General features: G+C 59.4%; 24 protein-coding genes and 1 pseudogene. 17 read left to right on the plus strand and 8 right to left on the minus strand.

Going from position 1 to position 24,731, the window contains the following annotated elements:
* Positions 1-78 precede the first annotated feature (78 nt).
* Positions 79-771: a uracil-DNA glycosylase gene (ung, locus tag ACZRKZ_RS02560; protein ID WP_133099277.1), complete on the plus strand. Its 693-nt coding sequence runs from the start codon at positions 79-81 to the stop codon at positions 769-771.
* A gap of 53 nt (positions 772-824) precedes the next feature.
* On the opposite strand, the gene ACZRKZ_RS02565 is transcribed toward ung, so the two are convergent.
* The 5 genes and pseudogenes from ACZRKZ_RS02565 to ACZRKZ_RS02585 form a co-directional block, all read right to left on the minus strand.
* A complete protein-coding gene (locus ACZRKZ_RS02565) occupies positions 825-1,862 on the minus strand; it encodes an AbrB family transcriptional regulator (RefSeq protein WP_463968333.1) in 1,038 nt (345 codons plus the stop codon).
* The gene (locus ACZRKZ_RS02570; RefSeq protein ID WP_463980628.1) at positions 1,855-3,369 is read right to left on the minus strand and encodes a tripartite tricarboxylate transporter permease; all 1,515 of its coding nucleotides are present in this window, start codon (positions 3,367-3,369) and stop codon (positions 1,855-1,857) included. The genes ACZRKZ_RS02565 and ACZRKZ_RS02570 overlap by 8 nt, the downstream gene beginning before the upstream one ends.
* Before the next feature lies 1 nt (position 3,370).
* Positions 3,371-3,829, minus strand: coding sequence for a tripartite tricarboxylate transporter TctB family protein (locus ACZRKZ_RS02575; RefSeq protein ID WP_463968335.1), 459 nt, complete (start codon positions 3,827-3,829; stop codon positions 3,371-3,373).
* A 60-nt stretch (positions 3,830-3,889) separates the two neighbouring features.
* A complete protein-coding gene (locus ACZRKZ_RS02580) occupies positions 3,890-4,885 on the minus strand; it encodes a Bug family tripartite tricarboxylate transporter substrate binding protein (protein ID WP_463980872.1) in 996 nt (331 codons plus the stop codon).
* 32 nt (positions 4,886-4,917) lie between these two features.
* Positions 4,918-5,181 (minus strand): annotated as a pseudogene (locus ACZRKZ_RS02585) (hypothetical protein); the annotation flags it as partial.
* A 237-nt stretch (positions 5,182-5,418) separates the two neighbouring features.
* On the opposite strand from ACZRKZ_RS02585, the gene ACZRKZ_RS02590 reads away from it, so the two are divergent.
* Both ACZRKZ_RS02590 and ACZRKZ_RS02595 read left to right on the plus strand, forming a co-directional pair.
* Positions 5,419-6,090, plus strand: a complete 672-nt coding sequence (locus ACZRKZ_RS02590; protein WP_463980629.1) for a response regulator — start codon at positions 5,419-5,421, stop codon at positions 6,088-6,090.
* Entirely contained in the window at positions 6,083-7,468 is a 1,386-nt protein-coding gene (locus ACZRKZ_RS02595) for a sensor histidine kinase (protein WP_463980630.1), read from the plus strand. Before ACZRKZ_RS02590 ends, ACZRKZ_RS02595 begins: the two co-directional genes overlap by 8 nt.
* A 64-nt stretch (positions 7,469-7,532) precedes the next feature.
* Here the strand turns inward: ACZRKZ_RS02595 and ACZRKZ_RS02600 are convergent, their stop codons facing one another.
* The gene (locus tag ACZRKZ_RS02600; protein ID WP_463980631.1) at positions 7,533-8,354 is read right to left on the minus strand and encodes an HDOD domain-containing protein; all 822 of its coding nucleotides are present in this window, start codon (positions 8,352-8,354) and stop codon (positions 7,533-7,535) included.
* Between the two features lie 36 nt (positions 8,355-8,390).
* Positions 8,391-9,332, minus strand: coding sequence for a CAF17-like 4Fe-4S cluster assembly/insertion protein YgfZ (gene ygfZ / locus ACZRKZ_RS02605; protein ID WP_463968338.1), 942 nt, complete (start codon positions 9,330-9,332; stop codon positions 8,391-8,393).
* Positions 9,333-9,470: 138 nt separating this feature from the next.
* Between ygfZ and ACZRKZ_RS02610 the strand changes: the two genes are divergently transcribed.
* Both ACZRKZ_RS02610 and ACZRKZ_RS02615 read left to right on the plus strand, forming a co-directional pair.
* Positions 9,471-9,725: an FAD assembly factor SdhE gene (locus ACZRKZ_RS02610; RefSeq protein ID WP_003212000.1), complete on the plus strand. Its 255-nt coding sequence runs from the start codon at positions 9,471-9,473 to the stop codon at positions 9,723-9,725.
* Positions 9,709-10,161, plus strand: coding sequence for a protein YgfX (locus ACZRKZ_RS02615; protein ID WP_463968339.1), 453 nt, complete (start codon positions 9,709-9,711; stop codon positions 10,159-10,161). Before ACZRKZ_RS02610 ends, ACZRKZ_RS02615 begins: the two co-directional genes overlap by 17 nt.
* On the opposite strand, the gene nadB is transcribed toward ACZRKZ_RS02615, so the two are convergent.
* The gene (gene nadB, locus ACZRKZ_RS02620; protein ID WP_463980632.1) at positions 10,130-11,746 is read right to left on the minus strand and encodes an L-aspartate oxidase; all 1,617 of its coding nucleotides are present in this window, start codon (positions 11,744-11,746) and stop codon (positions 10,130-10,132) included. The two genes, ACZRKZ_RS02615 and nadB, sit on opposite strands and share 32 nt — an antisense overlap.
* A gap of 470 nt (positions 11,747-12,216) precedes the next feature.
* Here nadB and rpoE point away from each other — a divergent pair, with 470 nt between their 5' ends.
* The 12 genes from rpoE (at position 12,217) to aruF (ending at position 24,709) form a co-directional block, all read left to right on the plus strand.
* Positions 12,217-12,798, plus strand: coding sequence for an RNA polymerase sigma factor RpoE (gene rpoE, locus ACZRKZ_RS02625; protein WP_133099265.1), 582 nt, complete (start codon positions 12,217-12,219; stop codon positions 12,796-12,798).
* Positions 12,799-12,829: 31 nt separating this feature from the next.
* On the plus strand, positions 12,830-13,417 hold the full coding sequence (locus tag ACZRKZ_RS02630; RefSeq protein WP_003233921.1) for a sigma-E factor negative regulatory protein: 588 nt from the start codon (positions 12,830-12,832) through the stop codon (positions 13,415-13,417).
* A gap of 16 nt (positions 13,418-13,433) precedes the next feature.
* Complete coding sequence (locus tag ACZRKZ_RS02635; RefSeq protein WP_463980633.1) at positions 13,434-14,393, plus strand: MucB/RseB C-terminal domain-containing protein; 960 nt, start codon at positions 13,434-13,436, stop codon at positions 14,391-14,393.
* Positions 14,394-14,637: 244 nt separating this feature from the next.
* The gene (locus ACZRKZ_RS02640; RefSeq protein WP_463980634.1) at positions 14,638-16,074 is read left to right on the plus strand and encodes a DegQ family serine endoprotease; all 1,437 of its coding nucleotides are present in this window, start codon (positions 14,638-14,640) and stop codon (positions 16,072-16,074) included.
* 614 nt (positions 16,075-16,688) lie between these two features.
* A complete protein-coding gene (locus ACZRKZ_RS02645; protein WP_463968343.1) occupies positions 16,689-17,486 on the plus strand; it encodes an ABC transporter substrate-binding protein in 798 nt (265 codons plus the stop codon).
* A gap of 92 nt (positions 17,487-17,578) precedes the next feature.
* Positions 17,579-18,268, plus strand: coding sequence for an ABC transporter permease (locus ACZRKZ_RS02650; protein ID WP_463968344.1), 690 nt, complete (start codon positions 17,579-17,581; stop codon positions 18,266-18,268).
* A complete protein-coding gene (locus ACZRKZ_RS02655) occupies positions 18,265-18,963 on the plus strand; it encodes an ABC transporter permease (protein ID WP_463980635.1) in 699 nt (232 codons plus the stop codon). Before ACZRKZ_RS02650 ends, ACZRKZ_RS02655 begins: the two co-directional genes overlap by 4 nt.
* 1 nt (position 18,964) lies before the next feature.
* Complete coding sequence (locus ACZRKZ_RS02660; RefSeq protein ID WP_463968346.1) at positions 18,965-20,077, plus strand: succinylglutamate desuccinylase/aspartoacylase family protein; 1,113 nt, start codon at positions 18,965-18,967, stop codon at positions 20,075-20,077.
* A gap of 27 nt (positions 20,078-20,104) precedes the next feature.
* Positions 20,105-20,869, plus strand: a complete 765-nt coding sequence (locus tag ACZRKZ_RS02665) for an ABC transporter ATP-binding protein (protein ID WP_463968347.1) — start codon at positions 20,105-20,107, stop codon at positions 20,867-20,869.
* A gap of 117 nt (positions 20,870-20,986) precedes the next feature.
* On the plus strand, positions 20,987-21,967 hold the full coding sequence (locus ACZRKZ_RS02670) for a GlxA family transcriptional regulator (protein WP_463968348.1): 981 nt from the start codon (positions 20,987-20,989) through the stop codon (positions 21,965-21,967).
* Between the two features lie 342 nt (positions 21,968-22,309).
* Entirely contained in the window at positions 22,310-23,530 is a 1,221-nt protein-coding gene (locus tag ACZRKZ_RS02675) for an aspartate aminotransferase family protein (protein ID WP_463968349.1), read from the plus strand.
* Between the two features lie 159 nt (positions 23,531-23,689).
* A complete protein-coding gene (gene aruF, locus ACZRKZ_RS02680; protein ID WP_463980636.1) occupies positions 23,690-24,709 on the plus strand; it encodes an arginine/ornithine succinyltransferase subunit alpha in 1,020 nt (339 codons plus the stop codon).
* Positions 24,710-24,731 lie beyond the last annotated feature (22 nt).

The following is a 24,731-nucleotide window of genomic DNA, read 5'->3' on the forward strand; positions in this document are numbered from 1 at the left end:
GCTTCTGCATCAGATCAATTGACAAGCGGAGTGGGCTTTCCTAGGGTTCGCCCCATTGTGTTTTCTCTGGATGTAACCATGACCTCCGACGACCGTATCAAACTCGAACCGAGCTGGAAACAGGCCCTGCGTGATGAGTTCGACCAGCCGTACATGACGCAGTTGCGCGAATTCCTGCGCCAGGAACACGCTGCTGGCAAGGAAATCTACCCGCCGGGACCGATGATTTTCAACGCGCTCAATTCCACGCCGCTGGACAAGGTCAAGGTGGTGATCCTCGGCCAGGACCCGTATCACGGCCCGGGCCAGGCCCATGGCCTGTGCTTCTCGGTGCAGCCTGGTGTGCCGGCGCCACCGTCTCTGGTCAACATCTATAAAGAGCTCAAGCGCGACCTGAACATCGACATCCCCAGCCACGGCCATTTGCAAAGCTGGGCCGACCAGGGCGTGCTGATGATCAACACGACCATGACCGTTGAACGGGCCAATGCCAACGCCCACGCGGGCAAGGGCTGGCAGTTCTTTACTGACCGGGTGATCGAGATTGTCAGCGAGCATCAGCCGCACCTGGTGTTTTTGTTGTGGGGCGCCCATGCCCAAGGCAAGCAGAAGCTGATCGACGCCACCAAGCATCTGGTGCTGACCTCGGTGCATCCGTCGCCGTTGTCGGCGTATCGGGGATTTATTGGCTGCGGGCATTTCAGTCGCACCAACAAGTTCCTTGAGCAGAACGGCGAGACGCCGATTGAGTGGCGGTTGCCGCCAGTGTGAGGGGGTAAAAAAGTGGCGAGGGCACAAGTGCCACTCGCCAAAAAGGGAAAATTCTAGGTTTTTTCCGGCTGCCGGTTCCAATGCCGAAACAACGGCTCTGCCAGAAACAACACAAACAACAGGCGCATTACCTGCATTGCCGTCACCAGCGGTACCGACAGTTGCAGGGTTTCTGCTGTCAGGCTCATCTCGGCAATACCGCCGGGCATCATGCCCAGGGTCAGCGAGCGTAGATCCAACTGGGTCAGGGCACTTAAACCCACCGCCGCCAGGGTCGCGATCGCCATGGTCAACGCCGTGCCGATTAAGGTACGGCCCATGAACGCCGGTGCACGTCGGAAGAACTGCCGGTTGAAGTGGCAGCCCAGGCCACTGCCGATCAGCCACTGGCCGATCTGGCTACCGCCATCGGGCAGGCCGATGTGCAGGTCCCAGGTAATACTGACGATGGCACTGACCAGCAATGGCCCGAACAACCACGGATTGGGCTGACGCAAACGCTGCCACCCCCAGGCCACCAATGCACCCAAGGGAAACAGCAGCGCCAGCCAGGCCCAGTTGACGGCTGCCGGATGAAATTGTGGGGTGCCTTCGCCCAGCAAATACTTGAAGGCCGCTGGCACGCACAGCACCACCACCAACACCCGCAAGCTTTGCCCCGCAGCCACCCGGCTGAGCACCGCACCATTGCGTGCACCGAGGTTGACCATCTCACCGGAGCCGCCGGGCATGCTGGAGAAAAACGCGGTGGCGCGATCTTCACCGCTACGGCGCATCAACCACACACCGACAATGCTCGACAGGCTGGTGACCAGCGCGCCAAAGAAGATCAGGCCGAAGTGGCTCATCACCTGCTCGATCACCACGGGGGTGAAGTGCAGGCCGATGCCGATGCCTACCACCCATTGGCCGCATTTGCGCCCGCCGGGGATTTCTGCCAATTGCCACGGCGTCAGGCAGCGCACCAGGATGATCGCCAGCAACGAGCCGACCATCCATGGCAGCGGCCAGCCGATCTGGCTGGCAAGGTAACCGCCTGCCAGGCCGACCAATGGTGTTCCCCACCAGTGTCTAAAGGTGGCCTCAGGCATCTGCCACGGCACGACGCTGCAGGGAACGCTTGCGCCAGATGCGGATCAGCGGGAACAACAGCATCAATGCAGTCAGCACCCAGACGCCAAAGGTGATCGGGCTCGACCAGAGGATTTGCAGTTCACCGTTGGAGATCGACAGTGCACGGCGCAGGTTCTGCTCCATCAGGCCGCCGAGAATAAAGCCCAGCAACACCGGCGACAGCGGGAAGTCCAGCTTGCGCAGGATGTAACCGAAGATGCCGATACCGATCATCAGGAACAGGTCGAAGGTAGTGGCGTGAACGGCGTAGACGCCAATCGCGGTGATGATGGCGATCACCGGCACCAGCGCCCAGTTTGGCACCGCAAGGATGCGGGTGAAGATGCGAATCATCGGAATGTTGAGGATCACCAGCATGAGGTTGGCGATAAACAGCGACGCGATCAGGCCCCAGACGATATCCGGTTGCTGTTGGAACAGCAGCGGGCCAGGGGTGATGTTGTACAGCGACAGGGCGCCGATCATTACCGCGGTGGTGCCGGAACCGGGGACGCCGAGGGTCAGCATCGGTACCAGGGCGCCGCACGCCGCCGCACCAATGGCGGTTTCCGGGGCCGCGAGGCCGCGCTTGTCACCTTGGCCGAATGTACCGCTGTCACCGGCGATACGTTTCTCGGTCATGTAGGCAACGGCGGACGCCAATGTCGCACCGGCACCCGGTAATACGCCCATGATGAAGCCCAACAGGCCGCAACGAATGTTCACCACGAACACCGCCGACGCTTCCTTGAAGTTGAACATCATCCGGCCGGTGGCTTTCACCGCTTCCTGGCCACGATGGGTTTTTTCCAACAGCAACAGGATCTCACTGATGGAGAACAGGCCCAGCACCAGCACCACGAATTGGATGCCGTCAGTCAGGTGAATGTTGTCACCGGTAAAACGGTACACGCCGCTGTTGGCGTCGATACCGACGGCTGACAGAAACAGGCCGATCAGCGCCGCGACAAAGGTTTTCAGCGGTTTGTCACCGGCCATGCCGCCCAGGCAGACAATGGCGAATACCATCAGTACGAAATATTCCGCCGGGCCGAAGGCGATCGCCCATTTGGCCAGCAATGGGGCGAACAGCACCATGCCGCAGGTGGCAATAAACGCACCGATGAACGAACTCCACGCCGACAGCGACAACGCCACGCCCGCCAGGCCTTTGCGGGCCATCGGGTAGCCGTCGAGAGTGGTCATCACGGTGGACGCCTCGCCCGGAATGTTCAGCAGGATCGAGCTGATCCGGCCGCCGTATTCGCAGCCCAGGTACACGGCTGCCAGCAGGATCAAGGCCGACTCTGGCGGCAGGCCCAAAGCGAAAGCGATGGGGATCAACAGTGCCACGCCGTTGATCGGGCCCAAGCCCGGCAGCAGGCCGACCACGGTGCCGATCAAGGTGCCGCATAGTGCGGTTATCAGGTTGTAGGGGGTCAGCGCGACGCCGAAGCCCTGGCCCAAATAGCCTAGCGTATCCATATCAGTTCTCCAAAACGTCGAGCAGACCGAGGGGCAGCGGCACATCCATGGCTTTATCGAACAGCAGATAAAGGCCGACGCTCATCAAGGTGATGATCACCACGCTGGGCAGCCAGCGACCGCCATACAGCCGTGCCATCGGAATGCCGATCAATATGCTGCTGAGAATGAAACCCAAGGATTCGAAGGTGCCAGCGAATACCAGCAACAGCACCACGCAGATTCCGATCTTGATCAGCGTTTCTTGATCCAACGGTGGTTCTTCGTCGCTGTGTTTGGTCGGCTGCGGGCGAATCAGCATGTAGATCAGGGCCAGGCTCATCAGCCCGAGCATCAGCAGCGGGAACGCACGTGGCCCTACGGGTTCGTAGGAAAAAGACGCTTGATATGGCCAAGCCATCAGTGCCAGGCCAGCACAGGCCAGCAATAGCACTGCAGCAAAAATGCGTTGTAAGAGCATGGAAAACTCCTGGGCCACGCCTTTGATGCACAAGGGCGTGGCCGCGCGAACAAGGGGCGATTACTGGATAAGGCCAAACTCTTTGGCCAGCACTTTGTAGTCAGCCACCTGTTTCTTCACGTAGGTGTCCAGCTCCGGGCCGGTCATGGCAAACGGGAACAGCTCGCGCTGATCACGCAGCTTGGCGAAATCTTCGGAAGCCAGCAGTTTGTCGAAGGCGTCTTTCCACCAGGCGTAGTCTTCGTCGCTGACTTTTGGCCCGAGGTAGAAACCACGGACCACTGGCCAGACGATGTCGTAGCCTTGCTCCTTGGCAGTCGGGATGTTCTTCTTTTCCGGCTCGTCCAGACGCTCCTCGGAGAACACCGCCAGCAGGCGCATGTCACCGCTCAAAATGTGGGGCATGGAGTCGGAGATGTCGGTGCTGCCCACCTGAATGTGGCCGCCGAGCAGGGCAGTGGCGATTTCACCGCCGCCTTCCAGTGCCACGTAACGCAGGTCGCGTGGGTTGATCCCTGCGGCCTTGGCGATCAGCGCGGTTTGCATCCAGTCCTGGCTGCCGACGGTGCCGCCGGAACCGATGACGACTTTGCTCGGGTCTTTCTTCAGCGCCTGGACCAGATCGTCGAGGTTTTTGTAGGGCGAATCGTTTTTCACTGCAATGGCGCCGTAGCTGGTGCCGACCGCCGCCAGCCAGCGCACGTTGGTTTCATCGAAGCGACCGAACTTGCCCTGGGCCAGGTTCAACAGCGAACCGCTGGACCAGGCCACCAGGGTGCCAGCATCGGCCGGGCGCTGTGCCACCACTGCGTTGTAGGCCACCGCGCCGACGCCGCCGGGCATGTAGGTCACGCGCATCGGCTTGCTCAGCAGCTTTTCGTTGACCAGCGCGCTTTGCACCAGTTTGCAGGTCAGGTCAAAGCCACCGCCTGGGGACGCCGGAGCAATACATTCCGGGCGCCTGGGCTCGGCGGTGGATGCGGCCAGCAACTGGCCGGCGAACAGCATGCAGCCAGCCGCCAAAACAAATTTGTGCAGTGATAAGGTCATGTGGATTTCCTTCATTGTTGTTATTGGGTGTGTCTATTACCAGGCACTCCAGCGCGCGAGGCCACTAGGCTGAGGCAATGTTTGCGATACACGTCGTCGAGTTGGGGGAAGTGGTAGCTGGCGGTGAGCTCGTAGCCCACGCCATCGAAGTCGAAGTGCTTGCCGGTGGCACCACTCAGGAAACGGCTGTTGTTGTTTTCGAAGAAGGCAGCCTGGGCAAGCGGCGAAAAGCCGGCAAGGACAGTCTGGGGCAGGCGAGAAGAACGAGCAGGCAGGCAAGCCTGGGGCTGTGTCGACAGCATCGTTGGTGCACTCCGTTATTGTTCTTATTTTGGCGAAAACGCTTCGAGGCGTTTTTCGGGCGCTATCGGTGAAATAGCTCGGCAAGTCGTAACCCACCGTAACTGGATGCTAATGGGCGAAGCTTTCACTAACCTTTCAGCTGCCTTTCAATGTTTTCGGGCTTCACAGCGTGGGGGACGCCTGTAAACTCCCCCGCAAAGTGTGGCGCCGGCCATCCCTGAATGAGGTAAGAATCCATGCGTGTCCTTCTGGTCGAAGACCATTTGCAGCTGGCTGAAAGTGTCGCCCAGGCGCTCAAGAGCACGGGTTTGACGGTGGATGTACTGCACGATGGCGTGGCGGCAGACCTGGCCTTGAGCAGCGAGGAATACGCGGTGGCAATCCTTGATGTGGGCCTGCCGCGCATGGACGGTTTTGAGGTGTTGGCGCGCTTGCGGGCCCGTGGAAAGAATCTTCCGGTATTGATGTTGACCGCCCGCAGTGACGTGAAGGACCGAGTGCATGGTTTGAACCTTGGCGCGGATGATTATCTGGCCAAGCCGTTCGAGCTGACGGAACTGGAAGCGCGGGTCAAGGCATTGCTGCGCCGCAGCGTATTGGGCGGCGAGCGCCAGCAGGCCTGTGGCGTGCTGGTCTACGACCTCGACACCCGGCGCTTTACCTTGGGCGGCGAACTGCTGACCCTGACTTCCCGCGAACAGGCGGTGCTGGAAGCGTTGATCGCCCGTCCAGGCCGGGTCATGAGCAAGGAGCAGTTGGCGTCCCAGGTGTTTGGCCTGGATGAAGAGGCCAGCCCGGACGCCATCGAAATCTACGTCCACCGCTTGCGCAAGAAACTCGATGGCCAACCGGTGGCTATCGTCACCTTCCGTGGCTTGGGGTACTTGCTGGAAGCGCGCGATGTATAAGCCCAGCAGCCTGCGCTGGCGCTTGCTGTGGAACCTGGCGTTGTTGCTGGTGGTGTTGATGTTGGCCAGCGGCTTGAGCGCTTACTGGAATGGTCGCGAAGCGGCCGACACGGCGTATGACCGCACCTTGCTGGCGTCGGCGCGAACCATTTCTGCCGGGCTGTCCCAACGCGATGGCACCCTCAGCGCCGACGTGCCCTATGTGGCGCTGGACACGTTCGCCTACGACAGCGCCGGGCGGATTTACTACCAGGTCAACGACATTCATCAGAAGCTGATTTCCGGCTACGAAAACCTGCCAGGCCCGCCACCGGGCACATTGCGCACGGATGATTACCCGGCCCTGGCGCGCTTTTACAACGCCCGCTATCAGGGACAGAACGTGCGGGTGGTGAGCCTGCTCAAGGCGGTGTCGGAGCCGAACATGAACGGCATGGCGGAAATTCGCGTGGCCGAAACCGACGAAGCACGGGTCAGTATGGCCCGCAGCCTGATGGCCGACACCTTGCTGCGCCTGGGGATGCTGGCCATCGGTGCCTTGCTGCTGGTGTGGTTTGCGGTGAGTGCGGCGCTGCGTCCGCTGGAGCGGTTGCGCACGGCAGTGGAGGAACGCCAGCCAGATGATTTGCGGCCCCTGCCGCTGGTGGAAGTACAGCACGAACTGGGTCCGCTGGTGCGGGCCTTGAACCATTTCACCGAACGCCTGCGCGGGCAGTTCGAGCGCCAGGCGCAGTTTATTGCCGATGCCGCTCATGAATTGCGCACCCCGTTAGCGGCGCTCAAGGCTCGCCTTGAACTGGGTTTGCGCGCCGAAGACCCGGCTACTTGGCGTACTACCCTGGAAACCGCCGCTCAAGGCACTGATCGCCTGACCCTTCTGGCTAATCAATTGTTGTCCTTGGCCCGTATCGAAAACGGCGCTCGGGCCATTGCCGAAGGTGGCGCGCAGTTGCTGGACTTGAGCCAGTTGGCCCGTGAGCTGGGTATGGCCATGGCGCCGCTGGCCCACGCCCGTGGCGTTGCCCTGGCATTGGAGGCGGACGAACCGGTGTGGTTGCGGGGCGAGCCAACCTTGTTAAATGAGTTGCTGAGCAATCTGGTGGACAACGCCCTGGCTCACACACCAGCGGGCGGCAATGTAATCCTGCGGGTCACGGCGCCGGCGGTGTTGGAAGTGGAAGATGACGGGCCGGGTATCCCGCTGGATGAGCGGGATCGGGTGTTTGAGCGGTTTTACCGGCGCAATCAGCAGGGTGCAGGTTCAGGGCTGGGGTTGGCGATTGTCGGGGAAATCTGCCGGGCCCATCTGGCGCAGATCAGCCTGCATGATGGTGAGTTGGCGGGACTGAAGGTTCGGGTGAGCTTCAACTCCTTGTAGGAGCGAGGGGGACGCCTGGTTCTTGCTCGCGGTGCCCTTGAGTGCTTCGCGAGCAAGCTCGCTCTCAGTAAAACATCGACCGCGCGTCATCCAGGTCGGCATTCAAGGTGCGATTGTGCGGATTGATCTTAAGTTTCTTGAATGCCGGCAAGTTCGACAACGGTACCGCGGCCAACGGGTGATCGGTGCCTTTGTGGCAGTACAGCGCTGCCACTTGCACCACGTCGACATAGTCCAGGCGTTCGGAGTCACGCCCTAGGTCCAGGTACTGCCCCGGCAGCTTGACCAGCATTTCCGGAAACTCCCAGACCCGTAGCAGTTTGTCCCCCAGCAGCGGGTGAATGCTTTCGATCACATGATTAAGGCTGACCGGGTCAGACAGCAGTTGATAGTGATCTTCGGCATAGGTGAGGATCGGCAGCACGCCAATCTGATGCACCAGGCCACCCAGCGCCGCCTGATCAGGCTTGAGTTGGCTGTGGCTACGACACAGCGCATAGCTGACACCTGCCACTTCCAGGCTACGGCGCCATACGTCGCGCATTTTTTGCGCGATCACTTCGGAGCGGGCGTGAAAAATTTGCTCCATCACCAGGCCAATGGCCAGGTTGCTGCTGTAGTTGGTGCCCAGGCGCGTGATGGCGGTGTGCAGGTCGGTGACTTCCTGGCTCGCCCGCAACAACGGGCTATTGACCACTTTGATCAGCCGCGCCGACAGGGCGGTATCGCGGCCGATCACTTTGCTCAAACGGCTGATGCTGATGTCCGGGTCTTCGGCGGCCTGACGAATTTCCAGGGCCACTTCCGGTAACGTTGGCAGAACCAGGTCATCGTTACCGATGGCCTTAACCAAAGCCTGTTGGACTTTTTCCGCCAGTTGGTTCATTTCTACTCTCTAGGGCGTTGCAAAAGGGTACGGCGATTAACGCTGGATCTCGCGATCTCGGTCCAGTTGGTAAGGAAGGTCGAGCAGGTGCAGCCCCGGTCCTTCCAAGGTACCTAAATGCACATCGCCACTATCTGCTGCTTCGGCTTGCAGCACCGCTAGAAGTTCAATCACTTGGTCAACTCGGGCAGCGATCACCACTTCGCCAATGGCGCTGTTGTGCGTCGGGGCAAACAGCGGTGTACCGGGCTCGGGCAATTCGCTGGCGTCCAGGCTCAGGCGGTACAGGCGGCGCTTGAGTTTGCCCAGGTATTGCATGCGGGCGACGATTTCCTGGCCGGTGTAGCAGCCTTTCTTGAAACTGACGCCGCCGACGGCCTGCAGGTTGAGCATCTGCGGGATGAATAGTTCGCGGGTCTGTGGCATGACCTGGCCGATACCGGCGCGGATCTGCCCCAGCAACCACTGGTTCAGGTCGCCTTCGGCCAGTAGGGCGGCCAGTTGGTTGTGCAGGGTTTCAGCGTTTGCCGCTGGCGCCCAGAGTTCGGCGCGGCCAGGGGAGACGCGAATGGCGATCAACTCGTCGGTGCGCGCAACACTATCGGTCTCGGGCGGCAGTTCAAGGCCGAGGCTGACAAGTGCCTGGTCGGCATCCGCCAGGCCGAAACGCACCCAGGCGGCGCTTTCGTCGGTCAGTTTGGATTTGGAGAAAACAGCGTATTTCTTCAGGTCTGCCAGTTGCGCTTCCAGCAGTTCGCTGGCCATCGCCAGCAGCACACCATCACCTTGCAACAGAATGCGAAAGCTGGACTGCATGCGCCCTTTTTGGGTGCAGCGGGCACCCAGGCTGGCCTGGGTGTCACTGAGGTAATTGAGGTTGCAGGTCAGTTGTCCCTGGAGGAACTTGGCAGCGTCAGCGCCGCGTACAGCCAGGACGCCTTCGTGGGATAGGGGGCAGAAGAAAGCAGAGTCAGCCATGGGTCATCGCAGGTTGAAAGTCATGGGTGCATCATAGAGGGGCGCCCGGTAAATGGGTAGTTTCCATGTGCTCGACCAAAGCCGGCTGTTCCAGGCGACGTCGGTCTGTATACTCGCGCTCTATTTGAGGAGCGCTCCATGGTCGAAGATGTAGAACTCAACCGCCTCTACTGGCACAGCCGTCGCGGCATGCTTGAGCTGGATGTATTGCTGGTGCCGTTCGTCAGGGAGGTCTACCCGCACCTCAACGATGTCGACCGCGACTGCTACCGAAAGCTGCTGGAATGCGAAGATCAGGACATGTTTGGCTGGTTCATGGAACGTGCCGAGTCTGAAGATCCGGAGCTGCAGCGCATGGTTCGGATGATTCTGGATCGTGTCCAGCCCAAATAATGCCTTTGAATGCCGCTGGCAGGCCTCCGGGCAATTGCTGGCGGCCTATCTCCTTGCCCAGGCGTTCGCGCTGGGTGCGCTGTTGTTTCTCGCTGTTCCCTTGTGGGTTACCGGTCTCGGTGCAGTCTTGTGCCTGGCCCATGCCGGCTGGGTCCTGCCGCGCCATATCCTGTTGACTCACCGTTCGTCGATCCGTGGCTTGCGTCGTGACGCCGACGGTTGGCAGTTGTGGAGCGAAGTGCGCGGCTGGCACAGCGTGCAACTGCGCCCCGACAGCCTGGCATTACCGCTTATTGTAGTACTGCGCTTTCGTTTGCCGGGCGACTGGCGGGTGCATTCGATCTGTGTACCGCAGGATTCGCAGGCTGGCGATGTGCATCGGCGCCTGCGGGTACGCTTGAAGTTCAGCCGCCGTAGGTGGTTGGCACCAGAATAGTATCGAGGGCCACCGGCAGCATGTTCGGGTAGTCGAGGGTGTAATGCAGGCCTCGGCTTTCCTTGCGTTCCATGGCCGAGCGGATCATCAGTTCAGCCACCTGGGCCAGGTTGCGCAACTCGATCAGGTCGCGGCTGACTTTATAGTTACTGTAGAACTCGTCGATCTCATCCAGCAACAATCGCACCCGATGCTGCGCCCGCTGCAGGCGCTTGTTGGTACGCACGATACCCACGTAGTCCCACATGAAGCGCCGCAACTCGTCCCAGTTGTGAGCGATGATCACGTCTTCGTCGGAATCGGTGACCTGGCTGGCGTCCCAGCGGGGCAGGGCGGCCGGCACCGGGATGCGCGGCAACTGTTCGAGGATGTCAGCGGCGGCGGAGCGTGCGTAGACAAAACATTCCAGCAGCGAGTTGCTGGCCATGCGGTTGGCGCCGTGCAGGCCGGTGAAGCTGGTTTCGCCGATGGCGTACAGGCCGGGTACGTCGGTGCGGCCCTGTTGGTCGACCATGACGCCGCCACAGGTGTAGTGCGCGGCTGGGACCACCGGGATCGGGCCTTTGGTGATGTCGATGTTGAATTGCAGGCAGCGCTCGTAGACCGTCGGGAAGTGGGTCTTGATAAAGTCTTCGGGCTTGTGGCTGATGTCCAGGTAGACGCAGTCGATGCCCAGGCGCTTCATTTCGTGGTCGATGGCGCGGGCCACGATATCCCGGGGCGCCAGTTCGGCTCGTGGGTCGAAGCGCTGCATGAAACGTTCGCCGTTGGGCAGTTTCAGGTGCGCGCCCTCGCCCCGCAGGGCTTCGGTGATCAGGAAACTCTTGGCTTGTGGGTGATACAGGCAGGTGGGGTGGAACTGGTTGAACTCCAGGTTCGCTACCCGGCAGCCCGAACGCCAGGCCATGGCAATGCCATCACCGCAGGCGCCGTCGGGGTTACTGGTATAGAGGTACACCTTGGCGGCACCGCCCGAGGCCAGGATGGTGAAGCGAGCGCCGTAGGTATCGACTTCGCCGCTGCCACGGTTGAGCACGTAGGCGCCGAGACAGCGTTCGCCGGGCAGGCCCAGGCGTTTCTCGGTGATCAGGTCGACGGCGACCCGTTGCTCCAGCAGTTCGATATTCGGTCGTTGCCGGGCCTGGGCGAGCAAGGTCTTGAAAATGGCGGCGCCGGTGGCATCGGCAGCGTGGATGATGCGCCGATGGCTGTGGCCGCCTTCACGGGTCAGGTGGAACTCGAAGCCGTTGTCTTCAGTGCCGGATTGTTCATCGCGGGTGAACGGCACGCCCTGGTCGATCAGCCACTGGATGGCTTCGCGACTGTGCTCGACGGTGAAGCGCACTGCGTCTTCGTTGCACAGACCGCCGCCGGCGTTAAGAGTGTCTTCGACATGGGATTGCACCGTATCGGTGTCATCCAGCACCGCGGCGACACCTCCTTGGGCCCAGAACGTCGAGCCGTTGGCCAGGTCGCCCTTGCTCAGTACGGCTATGCGCAGATGGCGCGGCAGGGTCAATGCAAGGCTCAAGCCTGCGGCGCCGCTGCCAATCACCAGGACATCGTGTTGAAACTGTTGGCTCATTTGAAGGATTCCGCAAAAAGCGATCCGAAGGGTTGGCGCAAACAGGACGCCTGGATCGGCGAATCAAAGGGTCACACGGCCCACTAGTATATAGAGGGGGGGATCGGCACAATAGCCAGGCATTCGTGGCATTGTGAGATTGCGGTCAACGAAGTGCACGGCTTTCACAAGCCTGCGGGTATTGGTGTGGGAACTTTTTGCATAAGCCCCGACTCAATAGCAGGTTGCCCGAAAGCTGGGAAAGCGTTGGAATTATTGATCGGCCTCTAACATGAGGCGCGTCAGAAATCCGGCGACAAGATTATTCGCGCAGCCGGCGTTGCCCGCGCTGCGTTTTTCGTGTGTGCCAAATCAGTGCGCGCCGGAAACTTGCTTGGAGGGGGAGAACTTTTGCGAAAAGTCCGAGTCTATGTTTGCAAGCCTGAACGTTCAGTTATGCAAGTCTCCTCCAAGTACAACGAGGAGTGTTCATGCTAACCCAGGAAGAGGATCAGCAGCTGGTCGAACGCGTTCAGCGCGGCGACAAGCGAGCATTTGATCTGCTAGTGCTGAAATACCAGCATAAGATTCTCGGGTTGATCGTGCGTTTTGTGCACGACACCCATGAAGCGCAGGACGTAGCACAGGAAGCCTTTATCAAGGCATACCGTGCGCTCGGTAATTTTCGCGGTGATAGTGCGTTTTACACGTGGCTTTACCGCATCGCCATTAACACGGCGAAGAACCATCTGGTTTCTCGCGGTCGCCGCCCGCCAGATAGTGATGTGAGTTCGGAAGATGCAGAGTTTTACGATGGTGATCACGGCCTCAAGGATCTCGAGTCGCCGGAGCGTGCATTGCTGCGCGACGAGATCGAAGGAACCGTCCATCGCACTATTCAGCAACTGCCAGAAGATTTACGTACGGCGTTAACTTTACGTGAATTCGATGGTCTGAGTTACGAGGACATTGCGAGTGTCATGCAGTGTCCGGTGGGGACCGTACGCTCCCGGATCTTCCGGGCTCGGGAAGCCATTGATAAAGCCCTGCAGCCGTTGTTGCAGGAAAACTGAGACAGCGGCGACAGCCAAGAGAGGAACCGCCATGAGTCGTGATGCCCTGCAGGAATCGCTGTCCGCAGTGATGGATAACGAAGCGGATGAACTGGAACTTCGTCGAGTGCTTAACGCATTTGATGACGCCGAAACCCGTGATACCTGGTCTCGTTACCAAGTCGCTCGGGCGGTGATGCACAAGGATCTACTAATCCCTCGTCTGGATATTGCTGCGGCCGTTTCTGCTGCGCTGGCTGATGAAGCCGTTCCGGCAAAAGCTGTTCGCGGTCCTTGGCGTAGCTTGGGTCGTCTGGCAGTTGCTGCTTCGGTGACTGTGGCCGTATTGGCCGGTGTGCGCCTGTACAATCAGGACGAGATCGCTGGTGCCGAGTTGGCCCAACAAACCCAGCAACCGGTCATGGCCGGTCCGCAGGTCAAGGGTCCAGCCGTACTGGCCGGTTACAAGGAAAGCTCCGACGCTACTGGCCCAATGGCCAACGGCGTGCTTCAGGGGCAGTCCGGCTGGCAGGATCAGCGTCTTCCGGGCTACCTGCGCCAACACGCACAGGAGTCGGCCTTGAAAGGCACTGAAAGTGCACTGCCATACGCTCGCGCTGCAAGCCTGGAAAACCGCTAAATCGTTAAGGAGCCTTATGCGCGCCATACCGCTCCTTGCGCTTTTGCTCAGTGGCTGGTCTGCAGTACCCGCCCATGCCGAGGAAGCCCAAGATTGGCTGATTCGTCTTGGGCGTGCCGAGCAGCAGCAAAGCTTCCAGGGCACCTTCATCTACGAGCGTAACGGTAGTTTTTCTACCCATGACATCTGGCATCGTGTTCAGAATGGTCAGGTTCGCGAGCGGCTGTTGCAGCTTGACGGCTCCGCCCAGGAAGTTGTTCGTGTCGATGGGCGTACCCAGTGCGTCAGCGGCACTCTCGTTGCCGGTCTCGGTGACTCTTCGGGCTCTCCTTCCCGTGCTTTTGACCCCCAAAAACTCGAAGCTTTCTACGACCTTGCCGTTATTGGCAAGTCGCGTGTGGCTGGCCGTAATGCGGTGATTGTGACGCTGACGCCCCGTGACCCGTACCGTTATGGCTTCGAGTTGCATCTGGATCGTGAAACCGCGCTGCCATTGAAGTCATTGCTGCTTAATGACAAGGGCCAGTTGCTGGAGCGATTCCAATTCACTCAGTTGAACACCTCAGATGTACCCGGTGAGCGCCAATTGCAGCCCAGTAATGACTGCAAGCCCGTAGTGCTCGCGAGTAATAAGGCGCCGCAAGTCGGGGACGCTCAGGCTTGGCATCTGGATTGGCTGCCGCCGGGCTTCCAGCTAAGTCGCAGCAGCGTCCGCAAAGACGCTCAGACCCACGTTGTGGTCAGCAGCCTGATGTACGAGGACGGGCTCGCACGCTTTTCGGTGTTTCTTGAGCCGCTTGATGATGCAACAGTGAGTGAGACCCGCGTTCAGTTAGGGCCGACGGTGGCGGTGTCGCGACGCTTGGATACGCCCGAAGGCCAGATGATGGCGACGGTTGTTGGCGAAATTCCGATTGGCACCGCTGAAAGGATTGCGTTGTCGGTTCGTAGTGGCGCGACACCCTCCAAGCAATGAGCTGTTAATACTATGTTCATCCTGACGTTTCACTGTTGTGCAGGAGTCAGTCGATGCCTGCCTTGCGGTTGAGAACATGAAATGTCTGGACAGTATTTTCACTTGCAAAATCCTACTATGTTTTTTATAGGTCAGAGTTTCTCGGCTCTGGCCTTGTTTTGTTCGCGGAACAAAAATGCCGGTGGCAGTCTTCGGCGTTTCTTGAACCCTGTCGCTCAACCCTGCTCGTCGTAACGGGAGCTGTATGTCGATACCACGTTTGAAGTCTTACCTATCCATAGTCGCCACGGTGCTGGTGCTGGGTCAGGTCGTTACCGCGCAAGCGGCCGAGCTGCCTGACTTCACCCAACTGGTGGAGCAGGCGTCGCCTGCCGTTGTGAACATCAGTACCACCCAGAAGCTACCGGATCGCAAAGTATCCAATCAGCAGATGCCAGACCTTGAAGGTCTGCCGCCGATGCTGCGGGAGTTTTTCGAGCGTGGCATGCCCCAGCCACGGTCACCCCGTGGCGGTGGTGGCGGTCAGCGCGAAGCCCAATCCCTGGGTTCGGGCTTCATCATTTCGCCCGATGGCTACATTCTCACTAACAATCACGTGATCGCTGATGCCGACGAAATTCTCGTGCGCCTGGCTGATCGCAGTGAACTCAAGGCCAAGCTTGTCGGCACTGATCCACGTTCCGACGTGGCTTTGCTGAAGATTGAAGGCAAGGGCCTGCCGGTCCTGAAACTGGGTAAATCCCAAGACTTGAAAGCAGGGCAATGGGTGGTCGCCATCGGTTCGCCGTTTGGCTTCGACCACACCGTGACCCAGGGCATCATCAGCGCCATCGGTCGCAGCCTGCCGAACGAAAACTACGTGCCGTTCATCCAGACCGACGTGCCGATCAACCCGGGCAACTCCGGCGGTCCGTTGTTCAACCTGGCGGGCGAAGTGGTAGGTATCAACTCGCAGATCTACACCCGTTCCGGTGGCTTCATGGGCGTGTCGTTCGCGATTCCAATCGACGTGGCCATGGACGTTTCCAACCAGTTGAAAGACGGTGGCAAGGTCAGTCGCGGCTGGTTGGGCGTGGTGATTCAGGAAGTGAACAAGGACCTGGCTGAGTCCTTCGGCCTGGACAAGCCAGCCGGTGCCTTGGTCGCGCAGATCCAGGATGACGGGCCGGCTGCCAAAGGTGGCCTGCAAGTGGGTGACGTGATTCTGAGCATGAACGGCCAGCCGATCGTAATGTCTGCTGACTTGCCGCACCTGGTAGGTGCGCTCAAGGCCGGTAGCAAGGCCAAGCTGGAAGTGATTCGCGAAGGAAAACGCCAGAACGTCGAGCTGACCGTAGGCGCCATCCCGGAGGAAGGCCAGGCGCTTGATGCCCTGGGCAGCAAGTCTGGCGCCGAACGTAGTAGCAATCGCCTGGGCATTGCCGTGGTCGAGCTGACCGATGAACAGAAAAAAAGCTTCGACTTGAAAAGTGGTGTGGTCATCAAGGAAGTTCAGGATGGCCCTGCGGCGTTGATCGGCCTGCAGCCGGGGGATGTCATTACTCATCTGAACAATCAGGCGATCAACTCCGCCAAGGAGTTCACCGACATCGCCAAGGCATTGCCGAAAAATCGCTCGGTGTCGATGCGCGTCCTGCGTCAGGGTCGTGCCAGCTTCATTACCTTCAAGCTGGCTGAGTAAACCCGCCCAGTAAAAAGCCCTGCTCTCGATGCAAGAGAGCGGGGCTTTTTATTGGGTGGAGGAGAGGGTTAGGGTGCGGGGCTGGTCATCAGCGACACCGCTAAAGCCGGTCCTGCAATGACTGTCTGACAGACCACTCTAGCCGCGAGGTAAATAAATATCGGTTTTCATGGTGGGAAGTTTCTGAATGTTACCCAGCCATCTAAATGTGTAACCCGCTGCCCAAGCATGAGGCAAAGTGCTACTCCGGCACCCCTTAAACGCCCATTTTAGATACACCCGAAAATAAGATTAAACGTCAGACTTGCCGGACTAGAAGGGTTTGCGAATAATGGGCCCGTAACTTGCAGTGTTAACAGGTTTAATATCTTTAGCCTCTGCACAAAATCAAGGGGCTGTCAATGCGCTTGAGCCGCTTTCTCGGTGCTTCTGTAAATTGTTGTCGCATTGAGGAAATATCGGCTTCCGCCCTGTCGTTAGAATGCCGATCACTCGCTCGCCGTCGCTGCTGTTGAATTTGCGTAGGACGAAGCGCCGCTATTCGGTTTCACTCAGTCGCATCGTGAGCCATGGCTCATACTGCTGTTTTTGCCCTATACCGATGGAGTCCCAAGATGAAGAAACTCGTGCTGTTGGGCGCCCTGGCGCTGTCCGTCCTGTCGATGCAGGCCTTCGCCGCCGATGAAAAACCCCTGAAGATTGGTATCGAAGCGGCTTACCCTCCGTTTGCCTCGAAGGCACCGGACGGCAGCATCGTTGGTTTTGACTACGACATCGGCAACGCCCTGTGCGAAGAGATGAAGGTCAAGTGCACGTGGGTCGAGCAAGAGTTCGACGGCCTGATCCCTGCGCTTAAAGTGCGCAAGATCGACGCGATCCTGTCGTCCATGTCCATCACTGACGACCGCAAGAAGTCTGTGGACTTCACTAACCGCTACTACCTGACCCCAGCGCGTCTGGCGTTGAAGGAAGGTACCGTTGTCAGCGACAGCCTGGATGAGTTGAAAGGCAAGAAAATCGGCGTGCAGCGCGGTTCGATCCACGACCGTTTCGCCAAGGAAGTCTTGGCACCTAAAGGCGCCACCGTGGTTCCTTACAGCTCGCAGAACGAAATCTACCTGGACGTGGAAGCTGGTCGCCTTGACGGTACCGTGGCAGACGCCACCCTGTTGCAGGAAGGTTTCCTCGATACGCCAGCCGGTAAAGGCTATGCGTTTGTCGGCCCAGCCTTCACCGACGCCAAATACTTCGGCGACGGTATAGGCATCGCAGTACGCAAGGGCGACAAGGCCAACCTGGACCGGATTAATGCTGCCATTGACGCGATCCGTGCCAACGGCAAATACAAGCTTATCCAGGACAAGTACTTCAACTTCGATATTTACGGCGCTGACACCAAAGCCGCCAACTAACTTATCGCAGCGGTCTGTCTTAAATGGCGCAAGCAACAGGGTCTCTGAAGTTTGCGCCATTTTTTCATCCCCCCTTTTCGAGGACCTGAATCATGTTGAAAGGCTACGGGGCTGTCATCCTCGATGGCGCATGGTTGACGCTTCAGCTCGCCTTGTCGTCCATGGCCTTGGCCATTGTTCTGGGTCTGATCGGGGTCGCGTTACGCCTGTCGCCGGTGCGTTGGTTGGCCTGGCTGGGCGATTTGTATTCGACGGTGATCCGTGGGATTCCCGACCTGGTGCTGATCCTGCTGATTTTCTACGGCGGTCAGGACCTGTTGAACCGCGTCGCGCCGCTGCTGGGCTACGACGACTATATTGACTTGAACCCCTTGGTCGCCGGTATTGGCACCCTGGGTTTCATCTTTGGCGCCTACCTCTCGGAGACTTTCCGTGGCGCCTTTATGGCAATCCCCAAGGGCCAGGCCGAAGCCGGTCTCGCCTACGGCATGAGCAGTTTTCAGGTGTTTTTCCGGGTGATGGTACCGCAGATGATTCGTCTGGCGATCCCCGGGTTCACCAACAACTGGCTGGTACTGACCAAGGCCACCGCGCTGATTTCCGTGGTGGGCCTGCAAGACATGATGTTCAAGGCCAAGCAGGCGGCCGATGCCACCCGCGAACCTTTTACCTTCTTCCTCGCAGTGGCGGCGATGTACCTGGTGATCACCAGCGTCTCGTTGCTGGCCCTGCGTTATCTTGAGAAGCGCTACTCGGTAGGCATAAGGGCGGCTGATCTATGATCTTCGACTACAACGTCATCTGGGAGGCTATGCCGCTGTACCTCGGCGGTTTGCTGACCACCCTGAAATTGCTGGCCATCTCGCTGTTCTTCGGTTTGCTCGCTGCCTTGCCCCTGGGCCTGATGCGTGTGTCCAAGCAGCCGATCATCAACGGCGCCGCCTGGCTCTACACCTACGTGATCCGCGGCACGCCGATGTTGGTGCAGCTGTTCTTGATCTACTACGGTCTGGCCCAGTTTGAAGCGGTGCGCGAAAGTTTCCTCTGGCCGTTGCTGTCCAGTGCGACCTTCTGCGCCTGCCTGGCCTTTGCCATCAACACCAGCGCCTACACCGCCGAGATCATCGCCGGCAGCCTCAAGTCCACGCCCAATGGCGAGATCGAAGCGGCCAAGGCCATGGGCATGTCGCGCTACAAGCTGTATCGCCGCATCCTGTTGCCGTCGGCCTTGCGCCGGGCACTGCCGCAGTACAGCAACGAAGTGATCATGATGCTGCAGACCACCAGCCTGGCCTCCATCGTCACGTTGATCGATATCACCGGTGCTGCGCGCACGGTGAACGCCCAGTATTACTTGCCGTTTGAAGCCTACATTACCGCAGGTGTGTTCTATCTGTGCCTGACCTTCATCCTGGTGCGCCTGTTCAAGTTGGCCGAGCGCCGCTGGCTCAGCTACCTGGCTCCACGGAAGCATTGATATGGAACGTATCGATCATCTGTTGCCCTGGGGGCACCTGGGTTGTGAGCGCCAACTGACGGTGTTCCGTTTCGGCAGCGGCGAGCGCAAGGCCTACATCCAGGCCAGCCTGCACGCCGATGAATTACCTGGCATGCGTGCCGCCTGGGAGCTGAAAAAGCGCCTGACCGAACTGGAACAGCAAGGCGCTCTTAACGGGGTGATTGAGTTGGTTCCAGTGGCTAACCCGATGGGGTTAGGCCAGTTGCTGCAGGGCGGTCATCAGGGGCGTTTCGAGGCGGGCACCGGCAAGAATTTCAACCGTGATTTCGTCGAGTTGAGTGAGCCGGTCGGGCGGTTGCTGGAGGGTCGTCTGGGTGATGACCCACACGCGAATGTCCGGCTGATCCGCCAGGCCATGACCGATGTGCTCAACGCTTTGCCGCCGGCTGCCAGCCAGTTACAGGGCATGCAGCGGCTGCTGCTCAGTCATGCCTGCACCGCCGATGTGGTCCTCGACCTGCATTGCGATTGTGAAGCCGCGTTGCACATGTACGCGCTGCCGCAACATTGGCCGCAGTGGCGTTCGTTGTCGGCGCATTTGAATGTGAAGGTCGGATTGCTGGCGGAAGACTCCGGTGGCAACTCCTTTGACGAAGCCTGCTCGGTGCCGTGGTTGCGTTTATCCCGGCAGTTCCCCGAGGCGCAGATTCCCCTGGCGTGCATGTCCACGACCCTGGAGCTGGGCGGCCAGTCCGACACCGGTCGAGACGAGGCGATCTTCCATGCTGAAGGCATCCTCGCGTTTCTCGCTGAGCAAGGCTTGATCAAAGGTGACTGGCCAGCGCCGCAGCACGAACCGTGTGAAGGCGTGCCGTTTGAAGGCACCGAAATGCTCTTCGCGCCCCACGCTGGCGTTATCAGCTTCCTGCTTGCGCCGGGTACTTGGGTGGAGGCGGGTGAGCCGCTGTTTGAAGTGATTGATCCCTTGTCCGATCAGGTCAGCATTGTTTGCGCTGGCACGTCCGGAGTGCTGTTTGCCGTTGAACGGCTACGTTATGCCCAAGCAGGTTTTTGGCTGGCCAAGGTGGCGGGGCGCGAAGCGCTGCGTCATGGGCCCTTGCTGAACGACTGACCCACTGTTTTTGTGAGAACCGACCGCATGTACAAACTTGAAGTCCAAGACCTGCATAAACGCTATGGCAGTCATGAAGTGCTCAAAGGTGTGTCCCTGGCCGCCTCGGCAGGTGATGTGATCAGCATCATCGGCTCTAGTGGCTCGGGTAAAAGTACCTTTTTGCGCTGCATCAACCTGCTGGAGCAACCCCACGCTGGCCGGATTCTGCTCAACAACGAAGAGCTCAAGCTGGTGGCCAATAAGGACGGCGCGATGAAGGCCGCAGACCCCAAACAGCTGCAACGCATGCGTTCGCGACTGTCGATGGTGTTCCAGCACTTCAATCTGTGGTCCCACATGACGGCGATGGAAAACGTCATGGAAGCGCCGGTCCACGTTCTTGGCATGTCGAAAAAAGACGCTCGGGAAAAGGCTGAGCATTACCTGGCCAAGGTTGGCGTGAGCCATCGCAAGGATGCTTTCCCCGGCCATATGTCCGGCGGCGAGCAGCAACGCGTGGCGATTGCCCGTGCCCTGGCGATGGAGCCCGAAGTGATGCTGTTCGACGAACCAACCTCGGCCCTCGACCCTGAATTGGTAGGCGAAGTGCTCAAGGTGATGAAGGACCTGGCCCAGGAAGGTCGGACCATGGTGGTGGTGACCCACGAAATGGGCTTTGCCCGCGAAGTTTCCAACCAGTTGGTGTTCTTGCACAAAGGCATCGTCGAAGAACGTGGCGACCCGCGCGAAGTGCTGGTCAATCCGCAATCGGAGCGTCTGCAACAGTTTCTTTCCGGTAGCTTGAAGTAATCAAGACTGCCGTTGTGCACCCATTTAGTGCATGCTTCGCGCTTTGCGCCACATGCACTATGTTGGTGGTTGCCGCTTTCGGCCTTTAACACTGTTTTTCGTTTCGGATAGCACTCCATGACCGCCCATCGCATTGGTTTCCTGATTTGGCCCAGCACTAAAGCACTGACGCTTGCGCTGGCTGAGGAGGCCTTGCGCGTTGCTCAGCGGGTGCATCCGGACGTGGTTTACGAGCTGTCGTTCCTGCAGGCCGAGCCGCCGGTCGACGGCGCCTGGCAATTGCCGGGTGAACCTTGGGCCGGCAAGCTGGAAGGCTTTCAAAAGCTGTTCCTGCTGGCCGATGAGCCGCCGACTGTTATCGCTTCACAGCTGAGTAGCGCCCTCAAGCAACTGGTTCGCGCCGGGTGTGTGATTGGTGGCTTGTCAGCGGGCGTCTATCCGTTGGCCCAGCTTGGTCTTCTTGATGGTTATCGCGCCGCCGTGCATTGGCGCTGGCAGGACGATTTTGCCGAACGTTTCCCCAAGGTTATCGCCACCAGCCATCTGTTTGACTGGGACCGTGATCGCCTGACCGCCTGTGGTGGCATGTCGGTACTCGATCTGTTGTTGGCTGTATTGGCCCGTGACCACGGGGCCGAACTGGCCGGTGCCGTCTCGGAAGAATTGGTGGTGGAGCGCATCCGCGAAGGCGGCGAGCGCCAACGTATTCCCCTGCAAAACCGCCTGGGTTCCAGCCATCCAAAGCTGACCCAGGCAGTGTTGTTGATGGAGGCCAACATCGAAGAGCCGCTGACCACCGACGAAATCGCCCAGCACGTATGCGTGTCGCGACGACAGCTGGAACGGATCTTCAAGCAATATCTCAACCGCGTCCCCAGCCAGTATTATCTGGAACTGCGCCTGAACAAGGCCCGGCAAATGTTGATGCAAACCAGCAAGTCGATCATCCAGATTGGCTTGTCCTGCGGCTTCTCCTCGGGGCCGCACTTCTCCAGCGCCTACCGCAACTTCTTTGGCGCCACCCCTCGCGAAGACCGCAACCATCGGCGCAGTAGCAGCCCGTTCGAGTTGTCGTCGGTACCGTCCGAACGCGCTTGATCACTCCTCCATTGGTTCCTGTTTGCCGGTAGTAGGCGCGCAACAGCTCAAGGCTTTGTGCTGACAGTGGATTGCCGCTCACGTTGGAGTCGTCATTGAGTGGCTATTTCCAGCAACTCGCGGGGCAGGGGCTCAATATCGTTGTTGCTGCCCACTAGACCCACACACGGTTTAAACTGCGCCATTGCGACGCTATTTGTCGCATTGGCGTAAACCCGTGTAAATCGCGGGTTGGCGCTATAAGAAGTTGTCGCTTGGCGGCAAGGCCGCGCTGAAAACTGTCCTTACAATCCCTGCATCGCCCGCCAGTTTCAGGCAGGCGTTCCTCTTCAGGAGACTCCGATGTCCGTTGAGCAAGCCCCGGTGCAACGTGCCGATTTCGACCAGGTCATGGTTCCCAACTACGCACCTGCCGCTTTTATCCCCGTGCGTGGCGCAGGTTCCCGTGTGTGGGACCAGGCGGGCCGAGAGCTGATCGACTTTGCCGGCGGCATCGCGGTCAACGTATTGGGCCATGCCCACCCGGCGCTGGTCGGTGCATTGACCGAACAGGCCAACAAGCTGTGGCACGTGTCCAACGTCTTCACTAATGAGCCGGCCCTGCGCCTGGCCCGCAAGCTGATCGACGCCACCTTTGCCGAGCGTGTGTTCTTCTGCAACTCCGGCGCCGAAGCCAACGAGGCCGCCTTCAAGCTGGCCCGTCGCGTGGCGTTCGACCGTTTCGGTACCGAAAAATACGAAATCATCGCGGCCCTGAACAGCTTTCACGGTCGTACCCTGTTCACCGTCAACGTCGGCGGCCAGTCGAAGTATTCCGACGGCTTCGGTCCGAAAATCATCGGTATCACCCACGTTCCGTTCAACGATCTGGAGGCCCTGAAAGCCGCCGTTTCGGACAAGACCTGCGCCGTGGTGCTGGAGCCGATCCAGGGCGAAGGCGGCGTATTGCCGGCTGAACTGGCTTACCTGCAAGGCGCCCGCGACCTGTGCGACGCCAACAACGCGTTGCTGGTGTTCGACGAAGTGCAGACTGGCATGGGCCGTAGCGGTGAGCTGTTCGCCTACCAGCATTACGGCGTGACTCCGGACATTCTTACCAGCGCCAAGAGCCTGGGCGGCGGTTTCCCGATCGCAGCCATGCTGACTCGCGAAGACTTGGCCAAGCACCTGGTGGTTGGCACCCACGGCACCACTTACGGCGGCAACCCGCTGGCGTGCGCAGTGGCGGAAGCAGTGATCGATGTGATCAATACTCCTGAAGTGCTGGCCGGTGTTAACGCCAAGCACGACTTGTTCGTTTCCCGCCTGGAGCAGATCGGCCAGCAATACGGCATCTTCACCCAAGTGCGCGGCCTGGGCCTGTTGCTCGGTTGTGTGCTGAGCGATGCCTGGAAAGGCCGTGCCAAGGACATCTTCAATGCCGCCGAGCGTGAAGGCCTGATGATTCTGCAAGCCGGTCCCGACGTGGTGCGTTTCGCCCCGAGCCTGGTGGTGGAAGATGCCGATATCCAGGAAGGCCTGGACCGTTTCGAACGTGCTGTGAAGAACCTGACGCAAGCCTGATTCATCCCCTGTAGGAGCGAGCTTGCTCACGATGGTCGTTAACGATAACGCGGGGTACCTGATGCCCTGTGGTGTTTTTGAGACCATCGCGAGCAAGCTCGCTCCTGCAGAGGTTTTGATCCCCCTATTTTGTATTTTCTGGAATTAAGGAGTGACACCATGCTGGTGATGCGCCCCGCGCAAATGGCTGATCTGGGCGAGGTACAGCGTCTGGCTGCGGACAGCCCGATTGGTGTCACCTCCTTGCCGGATGATGTCGAACGCCTGAGCGACAAGATCGCCGCAAGCGAAGCGTCCTTCGCTGCCGAAGTCAGTTTCAACGGCGAGGAAAGCTACTTCTTCGTCCTCGAAGACACCGTCGCCGGCAAGCTGGTGGGCTGCTCCGCCATCGTCGCCTCGGCCGGCTACTCGGAACCGTTCTACAGTTTTCGCAATGAAACCTTCGTTCACGCCTCCCGCGAGCTGAAGATTCACAACAAGATCCACGTGCTATCGCAGTGCCACGACCTGACTGGCAACAGCCTGCTGACCAGTTTCTACGTGGTGCCGGAATTGGTGGGTTCGGCCTGGTCGGAACTCAATTCCCGTGGTCGCCTGTTGTTCGTCGCCAGCCATCCCGAGCGGTTCGCCGATTCGGTGGTGACCGAAATTGTTGGCTATAGCGATGAGAACGGTGAATCGCCGTTCTGGGATGCCATCGGTCGCAATTTCTTTGACCTCAACTACGCCACCGCCGAGCGCCTGTGCGGGCTGAAAAGCCGCACCTTCCTCGCCGAACTGATGCCGCACTATCCGATCTACGTACCGCTGCTGCCGGACGAAGCCCAGGAAGCCATGGGCCAGGTGCACCCACGGGCGCAGGTCACCTTCGACATCTTGATGCGCGAAGGTTTTGAAACCGATCACTACATCGACATCTTCGACGGCGGGCCGACACTGCATGCGCGCGTCTCGGGCATTCGCTCGATTGCCCAGAGCCGCGTGGTGCCGGTGAAAATCGCTGAGATGGTCAAGGGTGTTGGCCGCCAGTACCTGGTCAGCAATGCGCAGTTGCAGGATTACCGCGCAGTGTTGCTGGAACTGGACTACGCGCCAGGAAAACCAGTGACCCTGGACCTGGAAACGGCCGAGGCCCTGGGCGTCGGCGAAGGTGCCAGCGTGCGCCTGGTTGCGGTTTAAAGTCTTACAGCAGCGAGTTTCG

The organism is Pseudomonas sp. c313 (genome assembly GCF_055407145.1).

Coding starts and splice junctions, on each gene's coding strand:
- ACZRKZ_RS02645 (WP_463968343.1), top strand. CDS start 16,689: ATGAAGAAACTCGTGCTGTTGGGCGCCCTGGCGCTGTCCGTCCTGTCG.
- ACZRKZ_RS02610 (WP_003212000.1), top strand. CDS start 9,471: ATGGTCGAAGATGTAGAACTCAACCGCCTCTACTGGCACAGCCGTCGC.
- ACZRKZ_RS02575 (WP_463968335.1), bottom strand. CDS start 3,829: ATGCTCTTACAACGCATTTTTGCTGCAGTGCTATTGCTGGCCTGTGCT.
- ACZRKZ_RS02570 (WP_463980628.1), bottom strand. CDS start 3,369: ATGGATACGCTAGGCTATTTGGGCCAGGGCTTCGGCGTCGCGCTGACC.
- ACZRKZ_RS02660 (WP_463968346.1), top strand. CDS start 18,965: ATGGAACGTATCGATCATCTGTTGCCCTGGGGGCACCTGGGTTGTGAG.
- ACZRKZ_RS02630 (WP_003233921.1), top strand. CDS start 12,830: ATGAGTCGTGATGCCCTGCAGGAATCGCTGTCCGCAGTGATGGATAAC.
- ACZRKZ_RS02670 (WP_463968348.1), top strand. CDS start 20,987: ATGACCGCCCATCGCATTGGTTTCCTGATTTGGCCCAGCACTAAAGCA.
- ACZRKZ_RS02635 (WP_463980633.1), top strand. CDS start 13,434: ATGCGCGCCATACCGCTCCTTGCGCTTTTGCTCAGTGGCTGGTCTGCA.
- ACZRKZ_RS02640 (WP_463980634.1), top strand. CDS start 14,638: ATGTCGATACCACGTTTGAAGTCTTACCTATCCATAGTCGCCACGGTG.
- ACZRKZ_RS02655 (WP_463980635.1), top strand. CDS start 18,265: ATGATCTTCGACTACAACGTCATCTGGGAGGCTATGCCGCTGTACCTC.
- ygfZ (WP_463968338.1), bottom strand. CDS start 9,332: ATGGCTGACTCTGCTTTCTTCTGCCCCCTATCCCACGAAGGCGTCCTG.
- nadB (WP_463980632.1), bottom strand. CDS start 11,746: ATGAGCCAACAGTTTCAACACGATGTCCTGGTGATTGGCAGCGGCGCC.
- ung (WP_133099277.1), top strand. CDS start 79: ATGACCTCCGACGACCGTATCAAACTCGAACCGAGCTGGAAACAGGCC.
- ACZRKZ_RS02590 (WP_463980629.1), top strand. CDS start 5,419: ATGCGTGTCCTTCTGGTCGAAGACCATTTGCAGCTGGCTGAAAGTGTC.
- ACZRKZ_RS02600 (WP_463980631.1), bottom strand. CDS start 8,354: ATGAACCAACTGGCGGAAAAAGTCCAACAGGCTTTGGTTAAGGCCATC.
- rpoE (WP_133099265.1), top strand. CDS start 12,217: ATGCTAACCCAGGAAGAGGATCAGCAGCTGGTCGAACGCGTTCAGCGC.
- ACZRKZ_RS02675 (WP_463968349.1), top strand. CDS start 22,310: ATGTCCGTTGAGCAAGCCCCGGTGCAACGTGCCGATTTCGACCAGGTC.
- aruF (WP_463980636.1), top strand. CDS start 23,690: ATGCTGGTGATGCGCCCCGCGCAAATGGCTGATCTGGGCGAGGTACAG.
- ACZRKZ_RS02665 (WP_463968347.1), top strand. CDS start 20,105: ATGTACAAACTTGAAGTCCAAGACCTGCATAAACGCTATGGCAGTCAT.
- ACZRKZ_RS02650 (WP_463968344.1), top strand. CDS start 17,579: ATGTTGAAAGGCTACGGGGCTGTCATCCTCGATGGCGCATGGTTGACG.
- ACZRKZ_RS02595 (WP_463980630.1), top strand. CDS start 6,083: ATGTATAAGCCCAGCAGCCTGCGCTGGCGCTTGCTGTGGAACCTGGCG.
- ACZRKZ_RS02565 (WP_463968333.1), bottom strand. CDS start 1,862: ATGCCTGAGGCCACCTTTAGACACTGGTGGGGAACACCATTGGTCGGC.